Source organism: Salinimicrobium marinum (genome assembly GCF_014651535.1).
GTDB classification, from domain to species: domain Bacteria; phylum Bacteroidota; class Bacteroidia; order Flavobacteriales; family Flavobacteriaceae; genus Salinimicrobium; species Salinimicrobium marinum.
Genome location: NZ_BMXB01000004.1, coordinates 139,262 through 164,234 on the forward strand (window position 1 = coordinate 139,262; position 24,973 = coordinate 164,234).

A 24,973-nucleotide genomic window follows, 5' to 3' on the forward strand; every position below is an offset into this window, starting at 1 on the left:
AAGGTTTTAAAACTTTAAATTAATGAGCGAAACATCATCATCTTCAAAAGGAAGCTTTATTGCCCTTTTACCGTTAGTATTATTTGTAGCTACCTTTCTTGGAGCAGGTATTTATTTAAATGATTTCTATGCATTTCCATCTCCGATTGCCGTCACCCTGGGAATCATTCTTGCCTTTTGCTTGTTTAAAGACCCTATAGAAGCTAAAGTCTCAACATTTCTGAAAGGATGCGGAGATGAGAAAATAATGACCATGTGTTTAATCTATCTCCTGGCAGGTGCTTTTACGGTAGTAAGTAAAGCTACAGGTAGCGTCGATGCGATTGTAGATCTGGGAATAAATTACATTTCTCTTCCATTCCTTTACGCCGGGATATTCATAATAAGTGCTTTTTTATCATTTTCAACGGGAACTTCTGTGGGGGCTATTGTTGCCCTTGTCGCAATAGTGATCAGCTTAGCGGAGAAAACAGGCGCTTCGCTACCTGTATTAAGTGCCTCCCTGTTAGGAGGAGCGATGTTTGGGGATAACCTCTCTTTTATTTCAGATACTACCATTGCGGCTACCCAAACCCTTGGGTGCAAAATGAAAGATAAATTTAGACAGAATCTGAAAGTTGCTCTTCCCGCCGCGCTTTTAACGATTATGGTTTTAATATTCCAGGGATTCTTACTGAACGATCAGGCAATTGAATTCAGCAGTACAGAAGTTGAATTGGTGAAAATTATCCCTTATCTCCTGGTAATTTCCCTTGCCATAGCAGGGTTGAATGTCTTTGTAGTATTAATGATAGGAATATTTTCAGCAGGAATAATTGGTATAATTAATAACAATTTTAGCTGGCTGGGGTTTGCAAAACTTGGTTATGAAGGATTTGAAGGGATGACAGAAATATTTTTGTTATCTCTACTCACAGGAGGACTCGCTGCCATGGTCGCAAAGGCAGGAGGATTAAATTATATCACTCGGATCATCACCGGGAAGATCAATAAAAAATCTGCATATTTAGGAATAGGAGGCCTTGTAGGTATGACTAATATTACAATTGCCAACAATACTGTTTCTATACTTGTTACCGGAAATATAGCTAAAGAGTTGAGAAGCCAAATGAAGTTGAAAAAAGTAAAAGTAGCTTCTGTCCTCGATATATTTGCTTGTGTTGTTCAGGGGATTCTTCCATATGGTGCCCAGGTGCTGCTCCTTTTGAGTTATGCAGAAGGTAAAATGGATTACCGGGAACTCATAGGCAATGCCTGGTACATCTGGTTTCTTCTGGCAGGGACCATTGTTTATTTCGGAGAGTTCAAAAAAATGAACCATCTAAAAAAGAACAGAACATTAAAAAGAATACAGGTAAAGCAGGCAGCATAGGAATTTGAAATTCAAGGGGGCGTAAGAAGGATGAATTTCATTCCCTAAAAAATATGACATCTACCGTAGTGGATGGTGCCCAAGAGGTTCAGGTGGTTTACAAATTTTGCCTGGGGTAGAATAGGTGAAAATCTTTTGCTGGAAATAGTATAGAAAATGATCAAATTGAACAGGAAAGGCCCAAAAGCGGTAGAAAAAACGTTGGGGTACAAAAAAAAGTTTACATTTGAAGCCATTCAACTGAAAATTAAGAGAATTTTTGGTAGTTGAACCAAAGAATCTAAATAGAATGAGCATAAGAATCTTCTTGTTTTTTTTATTAGTTACAATTACTTCTTCCTGGGTCAGAAGTCAAGAAACTTCTCATGACTATGTGGAAGTTTATAAGGATTTTGATAGTATTTTTGGATTGGAAAACACTTCACTTTTCCATGGTGTTGAATATATTGAAGAGCACCGAATGGTTAATGAAAAACAAAAGTTTTTCAAGACAAGATATTTCACAAAAGCCAGAATAGAGTATGATGGTAAAGTCTTTTATGATGTACCTGCTAAATACTCCATCTGGGATGACGAATTGCTCGTAAGTGTGGAAGGGAAAACACGTACCTCCATTTTTAAATTATTAGAAAACCGGTTAACCAGGTTTAATTTATTTTCTCAGGAATTTGTGAATATTTATTCTCCTGAATCATCTTTTTCAGGTATTTACGAACTGCTTTTGGAAAACAGTTTGATTCAGGTTTTGAAGAAACACAGCGTTAGGGAAAAAAAGATTTCCGAAAACAGATATATCCACTATGAATTTGAGCCTGTTACTCCTAAATATTTCTTTCTGTATGAAGGAGAGGTAAAGGAAGTCACTAGAAAAAACATACTGGCAGCTTTTCCTGAACAAACATCCCTGGTGCGGGAAAAATTCAGGATATACCGTAATCAACCCAGGCATCTCCAGGAACAATCAATTGTCAACATGTTTGAAAGTATAATTCAAACACCTAAAAATTCAAGTTTGTGAAGAATATAATTTTTTGCATGTTTTGTGTCTTCACCTTCAGTCTACAAGCCCAAAATTCCAGGAAAATTACTATATCTATTCAAAATGCTCCTTTACAAGAAGTTTTGTTCAGGATTGGAGAAGAAGCAGAGTTGGAAATATTTTTTCTTCCGGAGTGGTTGCCTCAGACTAGTTTCTCGGCGAATTATTCTAATACACACGTGCGACAAATAATGGAGGAGCTCTTAGATAATACTGCGTTGAACTATTATCTTCTTGAAGATCGAATCATTCTTACCAGGAACAATGTACTTTACGACGATTTGCCAGAACAATTTTTTGGAATGTCTGCAGAGGACACTGCTGGAATAATAAATGAGGTTAATGAAAAAGATCATCTTCCGGTATTTTCAGATTGGGAAAAATCGTCTTCGCCCTCTAATGTTGAAAGCGTAAACATTGGGAAAGCGAACCCGGCAACAGGAACAAATCGCTTTTTTCTCAGCGGTACGGTGGTAAGCGCAGTAGATGGAAAACCGATATCTAATCTAGCATTGACCGTTCAGGGAAGTGACCAGGGAACGGCCACAAATGAAAACGGGTTCTATAGTATTCAATTACCTGCTGGAGAAAACTATATTAAAACTCAATCCTTTGGGTACGAGGAGACAGTAAAGAGAGTAGTAATATATAATGATGGGACACTAAACTTCCGGCTTAGGGAGGATTATGAACAATTAAATGAAGTTTTGCTGGAGTCAGGTTTAGATGAGAATGTGAGTCAGGCGGTAAGTGGTGCTGAAGAGGTAGACGTGGAGGAAATAAAGAACATTCCTCTTGTACTGGGAGAAAGAGATATTCTGAAAGTAAGTGCGACATTACCAGGAATTTCCACAGCGGGTGAAGGTGCTGCAGGGTTTAATGTACGTGGCGGGAGAGCAGACCAGAACCTGATTCTTCTGGACAATGCAGTAATCTATAATCCAGCACATTTTTTTGGTATTTTTTCGGCTTTAAATCCCTTTACCACCGGTACAGCTAATATTTATAAAGGACACATTCCAGCCCAATATGGTGGTCGCTTATCATCTGTTTTTGATCTCAGGACGAAAAAAGCAAGTACTTCGGATTTTGCAGGGGAAGGTTCTATCGGTCCTGTAACCGGAAATCTAACCCTCGAAGCGCCCATAATCAAAGAAAAAGCCGGACTCATGGTAGGAGTGAGAAGTACTTATTCTGACTGGATATTGAAATCGCTTGATGAAGAATCTTTAAAGGACAATGAAGCCTCTTTTTATGACGTTACAGCTAAGTATAATCACAAAATAGGAGAGAACACTGATCTGGATGTTTCGGGATATTACAGTAAGGATAAGTTTAATATTACGTCGGACTCTCTTTATTCCTACAACAACAGACTTTTTTCAGTTGAATTAGGCCACAGGTTCAATGATCGGCATCGGGGAGGAGTTATACTAACCAACTCTAACTACCAGTTTGACATTGACTATACGGGGGAATTTAGCAATGATTTCAGATCAGGTTATCAGATCAACGAAACAGGAGCAAAGATACACATGAGGTACAGGCTGAATAAGAAAAATTCCTTACAATACGGTTTAGCTTCCAAATTGTACCTGATAGAACCCGGTTCCATTAAACCGACCGGTTCTGAATCTGCAATAACTGCTTTAAGTATTCCACAGGAAAAAGGTATTGAGGCAGGTATTTTCGTGGCAGATGAATTTCAGGTGAATGAGAAATTATTAATCAATGCTGGTTTCAGGTTTTCGATGTTTGCGGCACTGGGAAAAGGAGAGGAGAGAATTTACCAGGGAGGTGCGCCAAAAAGAGAATCCTCTGTGGTTGAAATCAATCACTATGGACAGAATGAAGTTATGAAGACCTATGGAGGTCCGGAAGTAAGAGTTTCTGCCCGGTACCTCTTACAGGAGGATTTATCAGTTAAAGCCAGCTACAACAGCGTTTATCAATACATTCATACTCTGTCCACCAATACTACAGTTTCCCCCACAGATACCTATAAATTATCTGACGGGACTATAAAACCTCAGAAAGCCAATCAGTACTCTTTAGGATTATTTAAAAACTTTCTTGACAATACCTATGAACTCAGCTTGGATGGATATTATAAAACTTCAGATAATATTGTAGATTACAAAGTTGGAGCATCGCTTTTCCTAAATCCTACCATTGAAACTGAAGTTTTACAGGGGAAAGGGAGGTCGTATGGAGTTGAATTTCTTGTTAAAAAAACGAAGGGAAAACTTAATGGCTGGCTGGGGTACAGTTATTCTAAATCCCTCATACAGCTGAAGGGAGATTTTCGGGAGGAGACAGTGAATAATGGGGAATACTTTCCGTCAAACTTCGACAAACCACATGATTTTTCCGTGGTAGCCAATTACAAACTAACCCGGAGATTCAGTTTTTCTGGAAATTTCGTATATCAAACGGGACGACCGATAACCTATCCCGTGGGTAAATACAATTACAACAATTCAGAATATGTAATGTATAGTAACAGGAATGAATTCAGGATTCCAGACTATTACAGGTTGGACCTCAGTCTGAATATTGAGGGAAATCACAGGATCGACAAACTGGCGCATAGCTTCTGGAGTATTTCGGTATATAATGTGCTGGGAAGGAATAATCCCTATTCAGTTTTCTTTGTGACGAAAGATAATGAGGTAAAAGCATATCAGAGTTCTATCTTTTCAATCCCCGTTCCGACTATTACCTATAATTTCAAATTTTAATTCCTCCAGATGACCATGAAGCAGAATTATTTAATAAAAAAGGTAGGGTCGATACTTTTACTGGTGCTGGTTTTTGCCTGTGTTGAACCTATTGAAATTGAGTCCCAAACTTATGAAGATACTTTAGTAGTAGAAGCCATAATAACGGATCAATTGGAATATCAGGAGGTACAGTTGCGCCGTACTTTTAGTCTGGAAGATTCCGGGCCGGTGCAGGAAAGAAATGCAGCAGTAATTGTTAGGAGTGAAAACGACATTTATGAATTTACTGAAACCGAGCCCGGGCAATATGTTTCAATTGAACCTTTTCAGGCTTTAGAAGGAAGGTCATATACTGTTGAAATAACTTCAAAAGACGGAAGAACATATTACTCAGAATCCGAGCAGCTTCCCCAAAGAGCTGAGCTAAAAGAACTGTATGCAGAGCGATCTATGTATGAAGGAGAAGATGGAGTAGCTATTCTTGTGGATTTGGAAGGACCGGAATCCACTTCAGGATATTATAAATATGATTATACTGAAACTTACAAAATCATTTCCCCTTTTTCTTTTCCAGCGGATTTAATCATTAGAAACGGAGAATTCATTGAAATACCTAAAACCAAAGAGGAGAAGACATGTTATGTAACTCAGGAATCAAGTGATATTCTTTTGGCAAATACCAGTTTTCAGGCAGGAAATGATGTAGATGGATTTTTAGTGAAATTCATGAACTCCAGGAATTTTAAAACGGCTTATCGTTATAGCATTTTAGTGCGTCAGTATTCCCTGAGCAGTGAAGCATTTTCTTTTTATGAAACCCTGGAGGATTTTTCTGATTCCGAAAGTCTGTTTTCCCAAAATCAGTTAGGATTAATAAGTGGAAATATTATTTCAGAAACTGATTCAAATGAAAAAGTGATAGGTTATTTTGCAATAGCAGGAGTAAGTTCCAAAAGGATTTTCTTTGATTTTGAAGATATATATGAGCCCTTCGAATTTTCCCCGGCCAGTCATGTGGAATGTGAAGTGGAAATACCCGATATGACACCCCAGGCTCTCCCTGTCTTAGGAGAAAAGCTTGATAACGGAATACTTAAGTACATAGGGTTTTCCATGGTATCTGTAGAGGGAGGTACCGGAGCAAAAAAAGTACACAGATTTACTAAAGCTGAATGTGTGGATTGCACACTGTTTGGAGAGAATGTCGCACCCGATTTTTGGGAAGAATAGATTTAATATGAAATACAAATTAATATTATTAATTACCTGTTGGTTGGTTCTTTCAGCCGGGGCATCTGCCCAGGTAAAGCGAACCTCTGTTCCAGTCGATTTTATAAGTGAGATGCCACGGGAAGATATCCATGTACATCTAAATTCGACTGTTTTCTTTCCAGGTGAATATCTGCTATACAGTCTGTATACATTAAATGCACAAACAGGAAAAGCTTCCACACTCAGTAAAGTAGCTTATGTTGAGCTAATCGGTGAAAAGCAGGGGCAGGTGTTTCACCACAGGCTTAACCTTGAGCAGGGAAAGGGGAGCAGCGATTATTTTGTCACCACAAATATTCCATCCGGAAAATATAAACTGGTAGCTTACACTAACTGGATGAGGAATTTTAAAGATAATTTTTTCGAAGGAGATGTGATCATAATTAATCCTTATCAGTCAGACCAAAGAAATTTATTAAACCAGAATAAAAAAGTTTCAGATATAGCAATTCCTATGAAAGGAAATGCAAAAAATGAAGCAATAGATAACCGATTTTTTGAATTCAGTTTAAACAAGCGGCATTTCAGGAAAAGAGACCAAGTTTTATTGAATTTGAGCAAAAACGGAAATTTCAACGGAACTTTTTCGCTTTCAGTTCGAAAGCTGAGTGAATTACCTTCTCCCGAGAGAAAATCAGCAGCAGTCTTTCCTTCAGGAAAAACGACTTCACCGAAAAATGTTGATGAAGAATTCTTTCTACCTGAATTACGTGGTCCAATATTATCAGGAAAGGCGGAACACACTGATTCAAAAGACACTAAAATACAGGGAAACATTATATTTTCGATACCTTCCGATGATTACCTGGCTCAGATTGTTAATTTAAGGCAAGATGGAAAATTTTTACTCAATCTGGACGGGAAAAACAGGGGTGGGGAGGCTGTGATATCCTTTAACGGAAACGATAAAGAACAAATAGAAATTCATATTGATGAATTTAAGAGCTTAGGACGGAAAGAACTTGTATTCGCTGATTATACTATTTCTCCGGAAATGGAGGAAATCATTATAAAAAGAAGTTTGTACAATCAGATCGAGAATGCTTATTTTTCAGCTAAGCCTGATACTTTAGTAACTGAAGCAGCAAGGGATATATTACCTGCTGAGCTGGTTGAAATTTATCATCTTGATGAATTTACAAGGTTTGAGACAGTCTCTGAGACTGTTGTCGAGATCATTAAATCTGCCTGGACCACAAGGACTTCTGAAGGCCATTCAATTATTGAAGTTCGAGGATTTGAAAATACCCTGGGAATGGGGCAGCAGGCATTAGTAGTTATCGATGGTATTGTGGAGCAGGATCATGAAAATTTTATCAGGATGGATGCGGAGGAAATAAAGAATATAAAGATTGTTCGGGATATGTTGTTTATAGGCCCGGAAAATTTTCCAGGAGCTGTGGTAGTAGAAACTCATGAAGGAGATTATATCGATAGAATATCCACTGCTTCTGGTGAGAGAGTAAAAATACCCACTGCTCAAATTCCTAAGAAATATTTCCGGCAGACATATGAGAATCAATCTGAAGGCAATACTATTCCAGACTACAGGTTTCAATTATTTTGGAATCCAGATATAACGATTCAGGATGAAAAAACTGTACTGGAATTTTTCACCTCAGATGTAGAGGGCGAATTTGAGATAGTACTGGAAGGATTTACGAATGATGGACAGGCGGTTTCGTTAAAGGAACAATTTATAGTAGAATAATTGCCGTAAAATGAATAGAATCTATTTAATCTTATTGACTGTTAAATACCTAGGTTGAGTGACGGTGCCTATTAGGAGTGCCCTCTTTCATTTCCTGAAGGAAGTTTTAATCTATTAGATTAGGGTCTATACTCTTTTATAAAATTACAATTTTCAGGGAACACAATCCCCAAAAAACATTGTATTTGGGGAATACAATCCCTAAATATGATCAAAAGAGCGCTAGAAGAGAAGATCAAGATTCGTTTTTGTTTTCCAATGGTGATTCGCATAAACAACTACTTGCCAGGAGCAGATACCTACTCTAAAAAGGGATCAATCTCACAAGTTGTGGAGGAATTGAAGTAAAATCTGATATTTCCAGAAAAACTAGAGGTGGATAATTACCTGGATTTACTCAAGCTTGTACTACCACAGTTCCTTGTGGAGAATTTCGATTTGATAAGAAGTAATAAAGAAAAAGAAGTACTTCATCTTTACTTTGAAGAGCGTAATGTCCCTCCTCAGGAACATTCCTCCAGATTGTTAGCATCTAAGGTTTCCACAAAGAAGTCACTATTCAGGATTTTCCGCTCCGGGGGAACACAGTTTATCTTCATGTTAAACGCCGTAGATGGATAGATAAGGATACCGGTCAGGTAGTACAAAGGGACTGGAATTTAGTAGCACAGGGAACGCGTATGACCAACGAGTTCGCTGCTTTTTTAAAAGAAATTAGTCGATACGAAGGCCTCTGATTGCCATACCATCGGATCGTTCTTTGCTTTTAATGGAAAGAAGTTGCAGCGCCAGTATAAGGACCATCTGAGTGACTTTACCCAATGGAAGGAAAAGAAACATGCAAAGCGCTATTTAATTTTCCCTGAAAATATTGGTCCTCATCTCTCCCTGGATGAAACAGCTTTATCCCAGGGAGAACTCTACACCATAATCACCAACAAAAGAGCTAAAGGAAAGAAGGGTGCTTTGGTTGCAATAATAGCGGGAACAAAGGCAGAACCAATCGTTAATCAGCTCCTTAAAATACCCTCACCCCTTCGCAGCAAAGTCCGGGAAATAATTTTGGATATGGCCTTTTCGATGAAGCATATCGCCTCGAAATGCTTCCCAAAAGCCATTCAGGTAACTGATAGATTCCACGTTCAAAAGTTGGCTATAGAGGCACTTCAGGATCTAAGGGTTAAACATCGCTGGGTGGCCATATATAAAGAAAATGAACAGCTGCAAAAGGTTAAGAAAACAAAAGAACGCTATATACCATAATTATTGAAAAATGGTGATTCTCACAGGCAACTGTTAGTTCGAAGCAGATATCTTCTCTACAAAGCAGCTTCCAATGGACAAAGAAGCAATCAAAGCGGGCAGAGATCCTCTTCAAGGAATATCCCGATATCCACCAGGCGTACTCTCTGGTAAACAATCTAAGAAACATCTTTAACCAAACAAAAGATAAAGGTGTAGCCTTCACAAAATTAGCACACTGGTATAGAGAAGTGGAAGAAACTGGTTTTACAGCTTTCAACACTGTAGTCAATAGCATTAAGCTTAATTACAGATCAATCCTAAATTACTTCACAAATAGAAGTACTAATGCCTCTGCAGAATCTTTTAATGCAAAAATAAAAGCCTTTAGGAGTCAGTTCAGAGGAGTAAAAAACATTAATTTCTTCCTCTTCAGAATAACTAGAATATTTGCTTAATCCACAACATTTAGTCATGATCCGAAAACTCCTACTTTGGTTTCCATGATTTTCGACATTTCCATGGCCATCGATTTGTACACCGAATAGGATGATAAAAAATGATATTATTTGATATGGGTAAAAATGAAAAAGCCCGCAAACGCTGAGTTTACGGGCTTTTTACTTTAAATTGGAAGTTATCCAGCGGAGAAAGAGGGATTCGAACCCCCGGAGGTGTGACCCTCAACAGTTTTCAAGACTGCCGCATTCGACCACTCTGCCATTTCTCCTTAGCGGATGCAAATATAGAAAGCTTTTTCAATTTCAGGAAAGAATTTTACTCTTTTTTGAAGCTAAATTTTTCTTCCGCTGAAAATCAGATGGTTGAAATCAAAAAAAATCTACTTCAAGTGCTTCAATTTGCTTTACAAGGTTTTTGTAGCTTTTTGATGTTTAAAAAACAGCTGTGAGACAGGAATGAACATCATTCCTGCAATAAGAAATAATACGAAGGAAACCTGTAGATTAAACAGGTGTGCGAGGTAACCTACCAGTGGAGGACCTAGCAACATGCCAACAATAGCATAAGTAGTGATAATGGAAATGGCCATTCCGGGAGAATATTTTTCAGAAGTACCTGCAAGAATAAAGGTCATGGGCACCACGGCAGCAACCCCCATTCCTACGAGACTGAATCCTATGATAGCCGGCCAGAAGTACGGAAAAGAGATCATCATCAAAATTCCTGTGGCAATAAAAGAGGAACTTATAATATAGGTTCTTGGCATTCCAAGCCGCTCCATGATCTTGTCTGAAAAAAAACGGGAAAGCGCCATGAACAACATGAAAATCAGGTATCCTAAGGTAAATACCTCTTCTCCGACCACTTCTTTGAAGTAAACTCCGCTCCAATCAAACATGCCTCCTTCGCATAAAGAGGCAAAGAAAACCAGGAGCCCCAGGTAAAGTATAAATTTATCAGGTTTTCCAAATTTAATTTTATTTCCGGCGGTTGATTTATCCTTAGTGAGAAGAAAGGTGTAGGAGGAGAGTGCTGCAATTAAACCCAGCCCCGCCACCATTAAAAAGTGCTGGTGCATGGGGATTTTAAGATCTATAATGAGTGTTGAAAAAGCCACCCCAGTAAGTCCGCCGGTACTCCATAATCCGTGGAAGGATCCTACGATTTTTTTGGTGAAACTTTTCTGTAGGGTGATTGATTGGGTATTCATGGAAATATTAAAGATCCTTATGGAGAAAGCGAAAATGGAAACAGCTGCCACAAGGGCAAAAATATTTTCGGCAAAACCAATCCATGACAAGGCAAGCGCCAGTAAGATAAAGGAATTTAAAAGCGGAAACCGGCTTTCATACTTCGATACCAGCCAGCCTGAAATTGGAAGGCCTATAAGAGACCCAATGGGCATGGCAAGAAGCAGGTTTCCCAGTTCGGCTTCGTTCAGGTGAAAACTCTCTTTTATACTCGGAATTCTGGAAGCCCAGGATGAAAAGAAAAACCCGGAAATAAAAAAGTAGGTGCTTAAAGAGATGCGTTGTTTTGATCTGGTTTCCATATGCTCTTTTGAGAAGCTGCAAATATCTGTTCAAATTCCAGAAGGATAAAATTTTTCGGAATTATTTACTTTTTGGAAACATAAAATATTGGAAATGCCTAGATAAAAAGAGGAATTTCATTCCTTCCTGAAGGACCTTTTTCATCAAACTTCTTTCTACAAGTCAAAAAAATGCTAATAGTTTATGATTTTCAGATTCACAATTTCGCCCGTAAAAAAATTAATTAGATTTAATCTAAATAAGTGATTGCAGATTATATTTTCCTTTTATATTTGCATCTGTTTATAATAAGTCTAAATAAAGAAGTCATTACTAGCAGCATGAAAATTCTTCATTTTACCATATCCTATATTGTTTTAATGCTATTTAGTAATGGAATACTTGCCCAGGATGCACGCGTTTTCGGGAAAGTGGAATCCCAGTCAGGTGAAACAATTTCAGGGGTAACGTTGCTTCTTAAAGGTACAGGTATGGGAACAATGACCAACCTTGATGGGGATTACGAGATCAACAATCTTAAAGCGGGCAAGTACCAGTTACAGGTAAGGTTTTTGGGTTATGAAAGCAGGGAGTTTACCCTGGATCTTTCAGAAAATGAGGAAAGAAATCTTGATGTGGTGCTGCAGGATAAAACAGAAGAAATAGAAGTGGTTACGGTGCTTGGTAAATCGGTTGCCGGGCAGGTAAGGGAACAGTCTTACATGGTAAGTGCGATTTCTACAAAAGATCTTTATAACAGTACATCAGATGCTCAGCAGGTGTTAAACCGAGTACCCGGAGTCCGGATACTGGAGGAGGGCGGACTTGGATCTGACATGAATTTTACCCTCAACGGATTTTCCGGAGACCAGGTCAAATTTTTTATGGACGGAATCCCGATGGATCATTTTGGTTCTGCCCTCGGTCTCAATAATATTCCGGTGAATTCCATTGATAGAATAGAGGTATACAAAGGTGTAGTTCCCGTATGGCTGGGAACAGATGCTTTGGGTGGTGCAGTCAATATCATTACCAATCAGGGTGCGAACTTTCTGGATGCTTCCTATTCGCTTGGCTCTTTTAATACGCATCGTGCTTCGGTTAATGGTGCCTATACGCAGCTTGAATCTGGTTTTACTTTCCGCGGAAACATCAATTACAATTATTCAGATAATGACTATAAGGTATGGGTTCCCATTAGAGAAGGGAATAATATTATTGACACGACCGAAGTGGAACGTTTTCACGATCGTTACCGCTCTGGTAGTGCCAAAATAGAAACCGGCCTGGTGAATAAAAGTTATGCCGATCAACTTCTGGTTGGAGTCCTTGCAGCTGCAAACGATAAGGAAGTGCAGCATGGAGCAACCATGAAAAGGGTTTTTGGCGGGATTACCCGTAACAGTGAATCAATTGTTCCAACCTTGAAATATAGCAAGGAAGATTTGTTTACTCCAGGGCTCGATGTTAGTTTTTATACAGCTTACAATATGACCAAGAGTGAGGTTATTGATACACTAAGCGGAGTCACTTACAACTGGCTTGGCGAAGCGACCTACATTCCAGGTTCTACAGATGGGGAACTTCGAAGGACTTTCACGACCATGGATGATAATGATTTCAGCAGTCGTTTAAACGCCGGGTTTGAGTTCAATGAGCAGCATTCTGTTGCTTTCAATTATTCATACTCTCATTTTTCCAGGGACATTTTTGATGCAGAGAACCCCGACAGGATCGAGAATATGTTTCCTAAATCTTTGGGGAAGCAGGTAGGAGGGCTGGCTTACAAATTTGATCCTAATAAAAAATGGAGTACAACGCTCTTCGGAAAATACTACAATATTTTAGCTGAAGGAAGCAAACAATATGATTTTGGACTGGAGACGCAGCGGATTGATTCCTTTGAAGCCTCGCAGGATAATTTCGGGTATGGATTGGCAACTTCTTATTTTTTGTTGCCACAGCTTCAACTGAAGGCTTCTTATGAACATACCTACAGAATGCCTACTGCTACCGAAATGTTTGGGGACGGACTCTTTACCAATCCCAATCCAGACCTGGGACCGGAGCAGAGCAATAATTTTAATTTCGGAGCAGGGTATAATATGACCATAAAGGATGAGCATTTTTTATCTGTTGGAAGTAGCTTTATTTACCGCAATGCACAGGATCTTATCTATCAGGTGGTAACCGTTGCCAGTCCGCAAACGCGGTTCGACAACCTCAGTGAGACCCGTACGCTGGGGGTAGAAGGAAACATTAACTACGAGTGGGGAAATTTTTTCCAGCTGGGAGGAAATGTAACCTATCAGGATATTACAGACCAGGCAGATTTTGTGTACAATGAATCCTATACCAATACAGGGTACCAGCGAAATTTTCAGAAGGGATTCCGGTTGCCCAATACTCCTTATTTCTTCGGAAATGCAACTGCAGGATTTACTTTCAAAAATGTTTTTTCAGAAGAAACTTTGCTGAATGTGCTTTACAGGTATAACTATGTGGAAGAATATTTCCTTAGCTGGGCCGAACTGGGATCCAGGGATTCCAAAAAGATCATTCCTACCCAGTCTTCTCATGATCTTGAACTCTCTTATTCTCTCAACAACGGGAAATATAATATTTCTTTTGAAGTAAGGAACCTTACCAATGCAAGATTATATGATAAATATTTTCTGCAAAAACCGGGTAGGGCGTTCTACCTGAAACTTAGATATGCTTTATAAAAACAAATAATATGAACCCTAAAACGAAGATCAATATGTTTTCAATTAAAAGAGCAGGCAAAATGGTGCTGCCGGCATTAGGACTTTTTGCAACACTTTTTGTAACTTCCTGCAGCAGCGATGATGATGAGGTAAACCCAAACCCAAATCCAACCCCTGAACCTACAGAAGAGCCTTTTGTGCTTTCACTGTCCATCATGGGAAGTGAAGGGAATTTCACCTATTACACAGTACTCTTTGACGATGTAATGTCGGGAACGCTATCTGCTGCAGGGCAGGGAATCGAACAGCCGGGATATTACGATTTCAAGCAAATCGACAATGCCATTTACAGTATTGGAGGTCTGGACGATGTGAATGTGGTAGGAATTACCAGGGGAGAAGACGGGGAACTTGTACAAACAGGAGATGTGTCTTATGACAGGAGTCTTTCTGATATTATTAAGGCAGATGATAATACTTTGGTAGCAGTAAGTATTGACGGAGATTCAGATGTGATTACATTTCACACCTTAAATGAAACTTCTGTCACTGCAACAAGTACGGTGAGCCGTCCAGTTTCTGATCTTACAGAAGTTGATGCTCCCGCTTATTCCGGAATGCGAATAGAGGGAGGGAACCTGTTTCTTAGCTACTACATCAGCGATCCGGTAAGTTTTGAGACCAATATGACTGATGTGGCAAGAGTTGCCGTGTATTCTTACCCGGGATTCGAATTTCAGGAGGTGATCACAGATGATCGTGTGGGACCCATTGGAGGTTTTAACACCAAATCTGGATTGATAGAGGATGAGAACGGAAGGATTTATGCATTTTCTCATTCCAATCCCGCTAACGGTTTTAGTCAGGTAACCAATGACAGTGGAATTCTGCGTATCAACAGCGGTGAAACTGCATTTGATGAAGAATATTATTTTGATATTGCAGAAGTAGCAGGTGGTACTCCTGCACATGTAAAATATCTTGGTAACGGAAAAGTTTTTGCTGAAATGAATATGGCTTCCAGGAATGAGCAGGAAAGATGGTCTGATAGTCCTTTACAATCTGCCATCATCGACCTGAATGATCAAACGGTGAATTTCATAAGTGGCATTCCTGAGCATAACGGCGCCGGAAGGAGACTCGCTGCTCTTCATGATGGAGATTACGTTTATCTTACAATTCCTGAAGATAACGTGGTTTCGGTTTACAGGGTAAATACAACAGATTATACTGCTACAAAAGGAGCCGAAGTGGAAGCTAATTTTGTTGCCGGATTTTTTAAATTTTAATATTTAATAACCTTATCACCGGCTTCACATTATTCGTGAAGTCGGTTTTTCTAATATCTTATGAACCGCAAGAAGAAGCCCAAAAAAAGCACTTTTAGAAAGATCAATGACTGGCTTCATTTATGGCTGGGATTGTTTTCCGGGATCGTTGTTTTCATTGTGAGCATTACCGGTTGTTTCTACGCTTTTCAGCAGGAAATAAAAGATGCCATGGAGCCATGGCGTTTTGTAGAAGCAAGGGATCAGGCTTTTGTGCCTCCAAGTCAGTTACTCGATACCGCGCGGGTTCACATGCCGGGAATGGAACCTACGGGGCTTACCTACAGCAACAGGGAAGGTGCAGCCGCAGTGGGATATCACACCTTTGGAGAAAAAGAGGGATTTTCGGTTATTTTCCTGAATCCTTATACTGCAGAACCAATAAAAAGTATGCAGACAGTGGGCAACGGCGAATTCGATTTCTTTCATTTCATTATCGACGGGCACCGGGCCTTGTGGTTGCCTTATTCCATAGGCCAACCTATAGTAGGAATTGCTACTTTGATCTTCCTGGTGATGTTGATCTCGGGCCTTATCATGTGGTGGCCCAAAAAATGGAATAAAAATACCTATAAGAAGAGTTTTAACATCAAATGGAATGCAAAATTTAAACGGGTGAATTATGATCTTCATAACGTGCTCGGTTTTTATTCCCTGGTATTTGCTTTCATTATTGGAGTAACAGGACTGGTGTGGAGCTTCGAATGGTTTGAGGATTCGCTTTACTATGTGACTTCAGGAGGGGAATCGCATCCCGGACATCATCATCCACATTCTGATATTTCAAAGGCAGAATTGGCAGAAAATGAAATTATTCCGGTGCTGGACAGGGCATGGTATAAAGTGGTGAAACAGGAGCCCGATGCGCAGGGAATGTATCTTACACCAACCCCTGAAGATCCCGAAGATGCCATTGAGATCATTGCTTATCAGGACAAGGGTACCTGGTACAACCGAAATGAATATTATTTTGATCAATACACCCTGGAACGCTACAGGGTTCAGGGAGATGTGTATGAAGATGCGGGTTTTGCAGATCAGCTAATGATGCTTAACCACGACATACATGTAGGAGCTGTATGGGGATTAGCCGGCAAAATTCTTGCTTTCCTGATAAGCCTTGTTAGTGCCAGCTTACCCGTAACGGGATTCCTGGTGTGGTGGAACAAAAAGAAAAAAGATAAAAAAGTGGTGAAGCGGGAGCTTGAGACTGCTTAAGAAATATTTCTAATTTATTCTGAAAGAGGCCAGTTGATTGGCCTCTTTTTTATTTACTGAAAAATCATCAGGCTGTAACCCCCGGATGATTAAAAGATAAGATTCCTCCTGAAAGCAGCATTTTTAAGTCTGGAATTATTCATCATTCCCATGAAGCCCATTATCCACAATTGATTCGCTGTTAAAATGCTGATTCTGCCGGGAAAATCTATTCTGATTTTCAGATTTAATCACTGAGCTGATTATTTAATAAACTTTCTTACGAGGTTATAAGGTAGGTGACATATATAATATATAGGATCAGAAATAAAAATCCTTCCCATCGTTCTACCTTTCTTCCTTTTCCGGTAAAGATGAAAAGGAATAGCAGTAAACTGGCCGCAATATTTGTGAAAATATCCACAAAAGATCCTGCATTTATAGCCACCGGAGTAATGGTGGTCGAGAGTCCCAGGATAAAGAAAATATTGAAAATATTGGAGCCCACCACGTTTCCTATCGCTATATCCAGATTCTTTTTACGTACGGCTACAATGGAAGTGGCAAGTTCAGGAAGTGAGGTGCCTATAGAAATAACAGTAAGGCCAATTACCCTTTCGGAAAGTCCTGCTACCCTGGCAATTTCTACTGCATTATCTACAATTAGCCTGCCTCCCAGGATAAGTCCGGCAAAGCCCAGGATGATATAAACCACAGCCTTTCCTGTAGCGTATTCTTTCGTTTCCATCTTTTCTGTGGTTTCACTTGACTTTGCAATTAAAAGATTATATACTAGGAAAATGATGAAGAATAACAGCATGATCAATCCTTCAGATCTTGACACCAGGTTTACCGATGCACTATCCAGTGCCACGTCTGCTGCGACAATTAAAACACAAACGGCGGCCAGTAGGCTTAAAGGAATTTCCAGCCATGTAGTGGTGGATTTCACCGTAAGGGGATAAATAATTGCTGAAATACCAAGGATCCCCAGGATATTGAAAATATTACTTCCAAGGACATTTCCCATAACAACCTCAGTACTTCCGCTAAAAGCTGCCATAAGGTTTACCACCAGCTCAGGTGCAGAAGTACCGAAAGCTACAATGGTAAGACCTATAACAATACTGGGTATTCCCAGCTTAACGGCAATACTGGAAGCAGCTTCTACCAACTTTGTTGCTCCAAAAACAAGAGCAACAAAACCTGCCAGTAACAATAAAAAATTTAATATCATATCAGCTTTTTAAACGGTGTAAATATACTATTCCTGGCGAATTTTAAACAGGTGCTAAAAAGAATTTTTCAGGGCTTAAGTGATACATTTTCAGTTAATTATTTCAGATTCTTTTTTCTGAAATTCATATTGATTACTCGGCATTAGAGCTTGATTTTCCTAAGGGTACCTGGATAGAATTCGGAGATCTGGGTTTATCAAAACAGGCGTAGTTTCGCAGTTCCTGGAAAGTTAAGTTTTACAACCTTACGTCATATGCAATAAAGTAGATCTGCATCCATTTACCGTTATTGTAGTGGTGCTGCTGGGCGGTGCTTGTGGGGAATCATTGGAATTATCCCGGCTATTTCTGTAATGGCTATCGCAGCAGTCATTTTTCAGCATATTCCGCCTTTGCAGCTTTTCGGATTTTTATTCAGCAGGAAGAATTCACCAGATTGAATTTTTAAATACACGACCTGCTGCTTAACTGCGGACTAACTCTTTTAAAAAAATCAGGTTTCAGGATTGTCTTTTTTATCATGGATAATTCCAAGGCGCCGGGCTCGCTTTTCCCAGTTTTGTCTTGCAAGTTCCTGCATGTCTTCCACATTATCGCTTTCATCCATTATTTCAAGACCAAGAAGGGTTTCTATAATGTCTTCCATGGTGACCAGACCAACGGCATTTCCATAGTCATCTACGATAATGGCCATGTGAGATCTTTCTTTAACGAAACGGTCAAAAAGATCTGTAATAGGAGTTTCCATGGAGGCAAAAGGCATATTCTTTTTGATGGAACTCAATGGCTCCGGACCTTTATCATCCAGCATTTCTTCCAGAACTTCATCTTTAAGTATAAAGCCTGTGACATTTCCGGGGGTGTTTTCATAGATCGGAATCCTGGAAAAGATTAGGTCCTTGTTTGCTCTGTGAAAGTTTTCTATGGAAATAGATTGATCTGCAATAACAGCTACAGAAAATGGCGTCATTACATTTTTAGCCTGTACAGATTTAAACAAAAGGATGTTGCGTATTAAGGTGTTTTCACTTTCTTCAAAAACACCTTCTTCCACGGCAGCATCTGTCATGGCAAGATATTCTTCCCTGCTTAAGGCAGAACCTTCACCAGATTTTCCTATCAGCCGCGTGATCTGCATCATGATCCATAACAGTCCGGTGTATTTCATTGGGATGATTAATGCCTTTAACGTAAGTGCAGTAAATTTCCCTAAAGACTGCCAGTAAGTGGCTCCGATAGTTTTGGGAATAATTTCTGACAAAACCAAGATGGCAAAGGTCATTACTGCCGATATGATCCCCACCATATTTTCCCCGTTCTCGAATGCTTTCTCTGCCTGGACTCCCACAAGAATAGCTCCAACAGTGTGGGCAATGGTATTAAGAGTTAATAATGCGATAAGAGGTTGATCTACATCTTCCTTCAATTTTTCGAGCAAATTTGCATAAGATTTTCCTTCGTTTCGTTTAACCCGAATATAACTCGGGGTCATGCTTAGAAAAGCAGCTTCAAGAATGGAGCAAAGGAATGAGAAGAAAATTGAAATAATTGCATAAAAAATTAATAGACCCATTTAGCTGATTTTTTTGTAAAGTTAGCTATTTTTAAAAGTAGAAGTGAATAAAACAGTATGGTTTCAATGAATTTTCTTTTACATAATGCTATTTTTGATCACAAATTCTGCCAGCATTGGGAAATGATCAGACCCAAAAGGAGGCAATCTTTCCAGGTGGCGCACAGAAACTCCGGCGGTGACGAAATAATGATCCAGTGGCCATCTCAATAATTTGGAATTTGCATCAAAGGAATTATATAACCCTCTTCCAATTCTTACATTATTCAGGTTTCCGGTGTCTTCAAATAATCTGGAGGTATTGGACCAGGAAACATCATTAAAGTCACCGGCTACAATAGCGGGTAGTGATTCTTCTGCGACAAGTTCGGCTGTTTTGAGCAAGGCTACCTCCTCTTTTCCAACATTGTCGGGATATCTTCCGCTGGGGACAGGAGCCACTGGGTGAACCCCGTGAAAATAAAACTCCTTATCTGAAGGTAACGTTACCCTGGCATGAAAAGAAGGAACATCATTGTGTTGAAAAAAGCGCATTTCTCTTTCTTCCAGCGGAAATTTAGAATAAAGTGCCATTCCGTAGGCATTATCCAGCGGATATTCCATGGTATGAGGATATTGCTTTTTAAGAGGCTGAAGTTGGTCCAGCCACCATTGATTCAATTCCATCACCAGGAGCATATCGGGTGCGGCATTTGTTACGATCTCAAGAAACTTTTCGCTTTCTTTATTGGTGATCAGCACATTTGCTATTAAGATGCTGACGTTGTCACCCGCGTCTGCCACTGCTTCACGTGCATCGGGAACTGTCTTTTCAGCGGCAAAATAAGGCAGGATCTTAGCAGATTGGATCCCAATGGAAGCGAACAAGCCAATCCCGATCATCATAGAAAACAAGTTCCACTTTTTATTTACGGCAATGAAAAGCAAAAGAAACAGCACTCCCGTAATTAAATATTGTAGCCTGGGAAAATCCAGAACTTTAGAGTACCACAGGGAAAGGTTGTGGATTAGGGAAAGAAAACTAACTACTATCAAAATAATAGAACCTGCGATGATCAGATAGTAGAAGATTTTTCTGGTGATGGACATTTTAAAAAATTAGTTTAAGAATTTGATTAGGTTTTATATTTAAAAAGAGCCAAATGCTGGATGAGGGTTTTACTTTCCAATCCTCCCGCCAGGGCACCAGTTGTAACTCCCACAGTGCTTATAAATGCCGCAAGACGGATTTTGTCTGCAAGGGTAACTTCCGGTTTGTTTAAAGTGGGCCAGGTGGTTATTAAATCGGGAGGAAATACGTAGAGCTCAATGATCATCATTAATCCGCCCACCAGTATGAACAAGCCTATACAGGCTAAAAATACACTGGTGTAAATGACCGCATTTGCTACGGCTAAATGTTCGGTAAGGATTCTTTTTTCTTTTCTGGGGAGGAATAAATTCTGAACCCTCACCAGGTAAAAACTTCCGAACATAATGCTTATAATAGCAAAAAATGTGGCGGTTCCATTGGTCATTCCCAATCCTACATCCCAAATCTCTGCAGTAAAAACAAGAATAAGTGCCGGTGCAACCGCTGCTGTGGCCAGGTTAGGAAGGGAAAGAGGGAGCAGGATCGCCCAGTTTCTAAGCAAGGGTTTAAAGTATTTACCCAGGTGCCTGAATGTCATTAGGAGATGAAAAATGAAAGTTTCCAGAAAGTTTCCGTTTTTCAGTTCCCTGTCCGGTAGATTGGCTGAGTTTTTTTTCAGGAAAGCTCTTTCTTTTTCTGTAAAAGAAGGTACTGCAGCAATGGATTTTTTAAAATTGAAATCCCGCATTAACGGACTAACTGCAGAATGTTTTACTCCCAGAATATGTCCTATAAGGTGAAGGAGCAGATAAACGGTGTTTAATTGTACCGGTTCATCATGATATGTTCGGGTTGCTACCCTTCTTTGGGTAGAGAGAATATTTTTGGTGGAAATAACAGCCACCCTGGTTACCGAGGATCCCAGCCCTGCACTTAAAATGTTTTTCCTGGACATCAATGCCACATCTGTCACTACCACCACCAAATCATAAGGACCTTCTGCCATCTGCAGGCTTGCCCTATCCAGGAAATCTGATGGATATCGTGGGTTATCGTTCTCGAGGTGAGTAGTATCTGCAATATCAAAGAACCATTGGGTACCTGTACTCATTTCCATTTCCCGCTTTACATGGTCACTTACCCGGTGAATGAAATTTTTTATTTGTTCCTGCTGCTCTTTATCTGCGGAAGCAATGAGGATGCCTACATTCATTTCGGGAGAAGGCTGAGGCCCCTGAGCTTCTTTTAAAGCTGAAAAAAATCTTTTTCCCGACGTCAGTGCCCGAATAATATTTGTGGAAGTGATTAATCGAACCGAACCCAGGATGCGGAAGGCATTCAGTAATCTTAAAACCCGAAATGCCGGAATGATCAACGCCACAATAGTAATGATATTCTGTTTAAGGTAACCTATTTTACGAGGAGCCAGGAACAGTTTTAGCAGGAATTCCAGGATGAAAATCCCCCAGATACCGTAAATTAAATACTCTTGGGTAGGGCTAAGGCCTTCAACGATTTCAATGATAAAGAAGTATAGCCACAACACTGCAAGCAGGAACATTGGGATCTCCAGGTGCTCTTCAATTTTATAGAACAATCGATATTTCTTGCGGTTGCTGTTCATTCCAAAGAAAGTTACAACAATTACGAGGTGATGCTGTTAATTTTTTTGTAAGATAGGACTACAACTGCTAATAGGATTTCACATATTGGTGCATGGAGCCATATATTTAACTTAAAAAAGATTAGTTTATTGAAGCTGATGTAGTTGTAAAAGCTGTAATTATGGAGTTGTAATATTACATTGTAAGTATTATTGATTTTGAAATAAATTAAAAATTTTTTATCTGACAAACTTGCTGGGAAAACCTATGGAAGTTCTGGTATTAAATAATTCTGGAGTTTTGAAGTGTTTAGGTAGGGCGGAGAATTTGCTCATTTTCTCCAATATGATGAAGTGGAAATACGCTCGCAAATGGCTGGCAACTAGCTCCTATTTCGATTGGAATGAAGTGATGATTTTAATGAACAGGAGACATTAGAATTAATAAAAGATGAGATGCTTAGATCGGTTAGTAGAATATAAAATATGAAAAAGAAACCTTTAGGTTTTGACTACGGCGGTTTACAAGGAGCTCTCAATTCTTTCCTGAATCGACTAACAATTTTCAAGAAAATTCTTAGTCGAAAAAAATTGCTATCTTAAGTCGATTAGGACTTTAAAATCTATTGCAATGAAAACCAACGTTAAATGGTACAACGACCCACAGATGGTTGGCACTTTGTTGATCTTTTGGCCTCCGGTTGGGATTTACGGGGTGTACAAAAGTGAAACTATAAAGTCCAATTGGAAAAAAACAGTATACGGAGTTCTTTTCTTTGTTCTTATTTTGTTTGTGATAAAGTTTCTGACCTAATTTTTTTTAGATTCCTTCCAGCTCCAAAGCAATAACTGAAATTTTATGTATTGCTGATAATTAGAATAAATTCTGAAATATTTAATTTTCAAATTTTTGCCAGCTATAATAAAACGGAAGCACAACATAAAATGAACTCTTCAGTTGTAGATAAGAACTCTGTGGTTACCTGCAGCACCAAATTTTTCAGGCTGGTTTCTTAAGCGTCTGGAAATCTGACAGGGAAATTCTGAATTAGGAGGTAGTATAATATTAAGTTTCAGAAATGATCACAGAAATCAAGAATGCGATAAGGCCCTTAGCCGAATTACCAGATTCAGAAATTTCTGAACTTACCGGTATTGCGACCATTAAAAAGTATCCTTTTAAATCTCATTTTATAAAAGCCGGACAAATCCCCACTGAATTTGGAATTGTTATAAACGGGCTGTTCCGATACATTTATATTTCAGAAGAAGGCAAAGAGTTTACCAAAGTTTTCATGCCTGAAAAGAGTTTTATTAGTTCCTATACTGCAATGATTTCGGGAACAACTTCTTTCTTCTTCATAGAAGCAATAGAAGATTCAGAAGTACTGGTAATTCCCTATCACAATTGGCAAAAATTGAACTCACATAATTCTAAATGGAATTTATTGCTGGAGAAATTACTGGAAAAAGGATATGCAGCAAAGGAAAAAAGGGAACGGGAATTTTTATTGCTGGATGCGGAGAGCAGATACAGAATTTTCCTGGAAGAATTTCCAACCCTGGAAAACAGGGTTAAACAGCATATGATAGCATCATACCTTGGCATAACTCCAATAGCTTTAAGTAGAATAAAGAAAAAATGAAGGCATAAACCTATGTTAATGCAATTGGGCTCACTTCAAAATATATTTGTGGAAACAATTAATTTTTTGAGGTATGAGAAAAATAATCCCACCTTTACTTTTTCTGTTCTGCATTCTTCTTATGGTTGCTATGAAATATCTTGTGGTCATCGTGGAAATTGTTCCAAAACCATATAATTATTTGGGCATAGTTTTAATAATCCTGGGTATTGCGCTTACTATTGTAGTTCGTAAAAGATTTGAAAAAACAGGCACAGAAATACATACATTTAGACAACCCAGAAAACTGGTAACCAACGGACCGTTTAAAATTAGTAGAAATCCCTTCTATCTCGGTTTTACGATCAGCTTACTTGGAGTATGGATCTTACTCGGAACAATTCTTCCGGTAATTGGAATGTTCATTTTTATTACAATCACAAATTTCTATTATATTCCCTTCGAGGAACAGATGATGCAAAACACTTTTGGAAAGGAATACAAAGAATACAGGTTTAAAGTGAGGAAGTGGATATAAAACCTACCTTTACTATTCAGATTTGAAAAATATAGTAAGGGTTGTGTAAATCTATGGTCCTTCAGGAATGGAAGGCTCTGTAAACTAAAATATATATATGGATTGGATATTTGATGAAAGTGATCCACTTATGGAGACGGTGATTGGGAGTTTCATTTTATTCCTGGTAATAATTGGAATCACCAGGATAGTGGGATTGAGGTCATTTGCGAAGTTTACGGTCTTTGATTTTTCCTTCACCATTGCTGTTGGTAGTATCATTGCCTCTACACTTACCTCAAGTACTTCTATTGTTCATGGTACTGTTGCAATAGCAAGTCTGTTGTTTTTAACTTTCATTTTTTCAATACTTCAGAAAAAAAGTCCGGCTTTAAGTGCTGTAATCTCCAATAAGCCGCTCATGTTGATGAAGGGGAATAAAATTCTTGAAAATAACCTGAAACATGCACGAATCGAAAGATCACAGCTGATAGCGAAATTACGGGAGGCAAACGTATCACAACTAGATCAGGTGTTGGCGGTCGTTCTTGAATCTACAGGAGACATTTCTGTGATCCACACAGCCAAAGAGATGCGCGAGCATGAAATTGATCATGTATTGCTGGAGGAAGTTCGGGAAACTCCCTGAACAAAAATCCTTACTTTTCATAAACTGAAAAATATCCCTAACTCCATCTTTTTTGATTACTGAATTTTCAGCTGACTTCAGGATCAAATTATCTTAAGTGCTTTCTGAAC

General features: G+C 39.0%; 21 protein-coding genes and 1 tRNA gene. 16 read left to right on the top strand and 6 right to left on the bottom strand.

Going from position 1 to position 24,973, the window contains the following annotated elements; all coding sequences use genetic code 11:
• Window positions 1–22: 22 nt before the first annotated feature.
• The 9 genes from IE056_RS08110 (at window position 23) to IE056_RS18845 (ending at window position 9,817) form a co-directional block, all read left to right on the top strand.
• On the top strand, window positions 23–1,372 hold the full coding sequence (locus tag IE056_RS08110) for a Na+/H+ antiporter NhaC family protein (protein WP_189604197.1): 1,350 nt from the start codon (window positions 23–25) through the stop codon (window positions 1,370–1,372).
• 289 nt (window positions 1,373–1,661) lie between these two features.
• Window positions 1,662–2,390 carry a hypothetical protein gene (locus IE056_RS08115; RefSeq protein ID WP_189604198.1) on the top strand — a complete coding sequence of 243 codons (729 nt, stop codon included), beginning with the start codon at window positions 1,662–1,664 and terminating at the stop codon, window positions 2,388–2,390.
• Window positions 2,387–5,152 carry a TonB-dependent receptor gene (locus IE056_RS08120; protein WP_229793701.1) on the top strand — a complete coding sequence of 922 codons (2,766 nt, stop codon included), beginning with the start codon at window positions 2,387–2,389 and terminating at the stop codon, window positions 5,150–5,152. Before IE056_RS08115 ends, IE056_RS08120 begins: the two co-directional genes overlap by 4 nt.
• Window positions 5,153–5,161: 9 nt before the next feature.
• A complete protein-coding gene (locus IE056_RS08125) occupies window positions 5,162–6,364 on the top strand; it encodes a DUF4249 domain-containing protein (RefSeq protein WP_189604199.1) in 1,203 nt (400 codons plus the stop codon).
• Window positions 6,365–6,371: 7 nt separating this feature from the next.
• The gene (locus IE056_RS08130; protein ID WP_189604200.1) at window positions 6,372–8,117 is read left to right on the top strand and encodes a hypothetical protein; all 1,746 of its coding nucleotides are present in this window, start codon (window positions 6,372–6,374) and stop codon (window positions 8,115–8,117) included.
• A 375-nt stretch (window positions 8,118–8,492) separates the two neighbouring features.
• Window positions 8,493–8,738, top strand: a complete 246-nt coding sequence (locus tag IE056_RS08135) for a hypothetical protein (protein ID WP_308427610.1) — start codon at window positions 8,493–8,495, stop codon at window positions 8,736–8,738.
• Window positions 8,675–8,854, top strand: coding sequence for an ISAon1 family transposase N-terminal region protein (locus tag IE056_RS18835; RefSeq protein ID WP_444544489.1), 180 nt, complete (start codon window positions 8,675–8,677; stop codon window positions 8,852–8,854). Before IE056_RS08135 ends, IE056_RS18835 begins: the two co-directional genes overlap by 64 nt.
• Window positions 8,855–8,864: 10 nt before the next feature.
• Window positions 8,865–9,380, top strand: a complete 516-nt coding sequence (locus IE056_RS18840) for an ISAon1 family transposase (RefSeq protein ID WP_444544490.1) — start codon at window positions 8,865–8,867, stop codon at window positions 9,378–9,380.
• Window positions 9,381–9,484: 104 nt separating this feature from the next.
• Window positions 9,485–9,817, top strand: coding sequence for a transposase (locus IE056_RS18845; RefSeq protein ID WP_444544491.1), 333 nt, complete (start codon window positions 9,485–9,487; stop codon window positions 9,815–9,817).
• A gap of 187 nt (window positions 9,818–10,004) precedes the next feature.
• Here IE056_RS18845 and IE056_RS08145 read toward each other — a convergent pair.
• Both IE056_RS08145 and IE056_RS08150 read right to left on the bottom strand, forming a co-directional pair.
• Window positions 10,005–10,089 (bottom strand) — tRNA-Ser (locus IE056_RS08145).
• A 135-nt stretch (window positions 10,090–10,224) separates the two neighbouring features.
• Window positions 10,225–11,373 (bottom strand): MFS transporter, encoded by a 1,149-nt coding sequence (locus IE056_RS08150; protein ID WP_189604201.1) that lies wholly within the window; start codon window positions 11,371–11,373, stop codon window positions 10,225–10,227.
• Window positions 11,374–11,694: 321 nt separating this feature from the next.
• Between IE056_RS08150 and IE056_RS08155 the strand changes: the two genes are divergently transcribed.
• The 3 genes from IE056_RS08155 to IE056_RS08165 are packed head-to-tail and all read left to right on the top strand — an operon-like array spanning window position 11,695 to window position 16,607.
• On the top strand, window positions 11,695–14,079 hold the full coding sequence (locus tag IE056_RS08155) for a TonB-dependent receptor (RefSeq protein ID WP_229793702.1): 2,385 nt from the start codon (window positions 11,695–11,697) through the stop codon (window positions 14,077–14,079).
• An 11-nt stretch (window positions 14,080–14,090) separates the two neighbouring features.
• Window positions 14,091–15,350 carry a DUF4374 domain-containing protein gene (locus IE056_RS08160; protein ID WP_229793703.1) on the top strand — a complete coding sequence of 420 codons (1,260 nt, stop codon included), beginning with the start codon at window positions 14,091–14,093 and terminating at the stop codon, window positions 15,348–15,350.
• Between the two features lie 60 nt (window positions 15,351–15,410).
• A complete protein-coding gene (locus IE056_RS08165; protein WP_189604202.1) occupies window positions 15,411–16,607 on the top strand; it encodes a PepSY-associated TM helix domain-containing protein in 1,197 nt (398 codons plus the stop codon).
• 259 nt (window positions 16,608–16,866) lie between these two features.
• Here the strand turns inward: IE056_RS08165 and IE056_RS08170 are convergent, their stop codons facing one another.
• The 4 genes from IE056_RS08170 to IE056_RS08185 all read right to left on the bottom strand — a co-directional run bounded on the left by IE056_RS08170 (window position 16,867) and on the right by IE056_RS08185 (window position 22,093).
• Window positions 16,867–17,823, bottom strand: coding sequence for a calcium/sodium antiporter (locus tag IE056_RS08170; protein WP_189604203.1), 957 nt, complete (start codon window positions 17,821–17,823; stop codon window positions 16,867–16,869).
• A 494-nt stretch (window positions 17,824–18,317) separates the two neighbouring features.
• Window positions 18,318–19,397, bottom strand: a complete 1,080-nt coding sequence (locus IE056_RS08175; RefSeq protein WP_189604204.1) for a CNNM domain-containing protein — start codon at window positions 19,395–19,397, stop codon at window positions 18,318–18,320.
• Window positions 19,398–19,475: 78 nt separating this feature from the next.
• On the bottom strand, window positions 19,476–20,486 hold the full coding sequence (locus tag IE056_RS08180) for an endonuclease/exonuclease/phosphatase family protein (protein WP_189604205.1): 1,011 nt from the start codon (window positions 20,484–20,486) through the stop codon (window positions 19,476–19,478).
• A gap of 26 nt (window positions 20,487–20,512) precedes the next feature.
• A complete protein-coding gene (locus tag IE056_RS08185; protein ID WP_189604206.1) occupies window positions 20,513–22,093 on the bottom strand; it encodes an ion transporter in 1,581 nt (526 codons plus the stop codon).
• Window positions 22,094–22,703: 610 nt separating this feature from the next.
• Here IE056_RS08185 and IE056_RS08190 point away from each other — a divergent pair.
• From IE056_RS08190 to IE056_RS08205, 4 genes are all read left to right on the top strand, one after another.
• Window positions 22,704–22,886 carry a hypothetical protein gene (locus IE056_RS08190; RefSeq protein WP_189604207.1) on the top strand — a complete coding sequence of 61 codons (183 nt, stop codon included), beginning with the start codon at window positions 22,704–22,706 and terminating at the stop codon, window positions 22,884–22,886.
• Between the two features lie 265 nt (window positions 22,887–23,151).
• Window positions 23,152–23,718 (top strand): Crp/Fnr family transcriptional regulator, encoded by a 567-nt coding sequence (locus IE056_RS08195; protein WP_189604208.1) that lies wholly within the window; start codon window positions 23,152–23,154, stop codon window positions 23,716–23,718.
• Between the two features lie 73 nt (window positions 23,719–23,791).
• Window positions 23,792–24,235 (top strand): methyltransferase family protein, encoded by a 444-nt coding sequence (locus IE056_RS08200; protein WP_189604209.1) that lies wholly within the window; start codon window positions 23,792–23,794, stop codon window positions 24,233–24,235.
• Window positions 24,236–24,332: 97 nt separating this feature from the next.
• Window positions 24,333–24,863: a DUF421 domain-containing protein gene (locus IE056_RS08205; RefSeq protein WP_189604210.1), complete on the top strand. Its 531-nt coding sequence runs from the start codon at window positions 24,333–24,335 to the stop codon at window positions 24,861–24,863.
• Window positions 24,864–24,973: the final 110 nt, after the last annotated feature.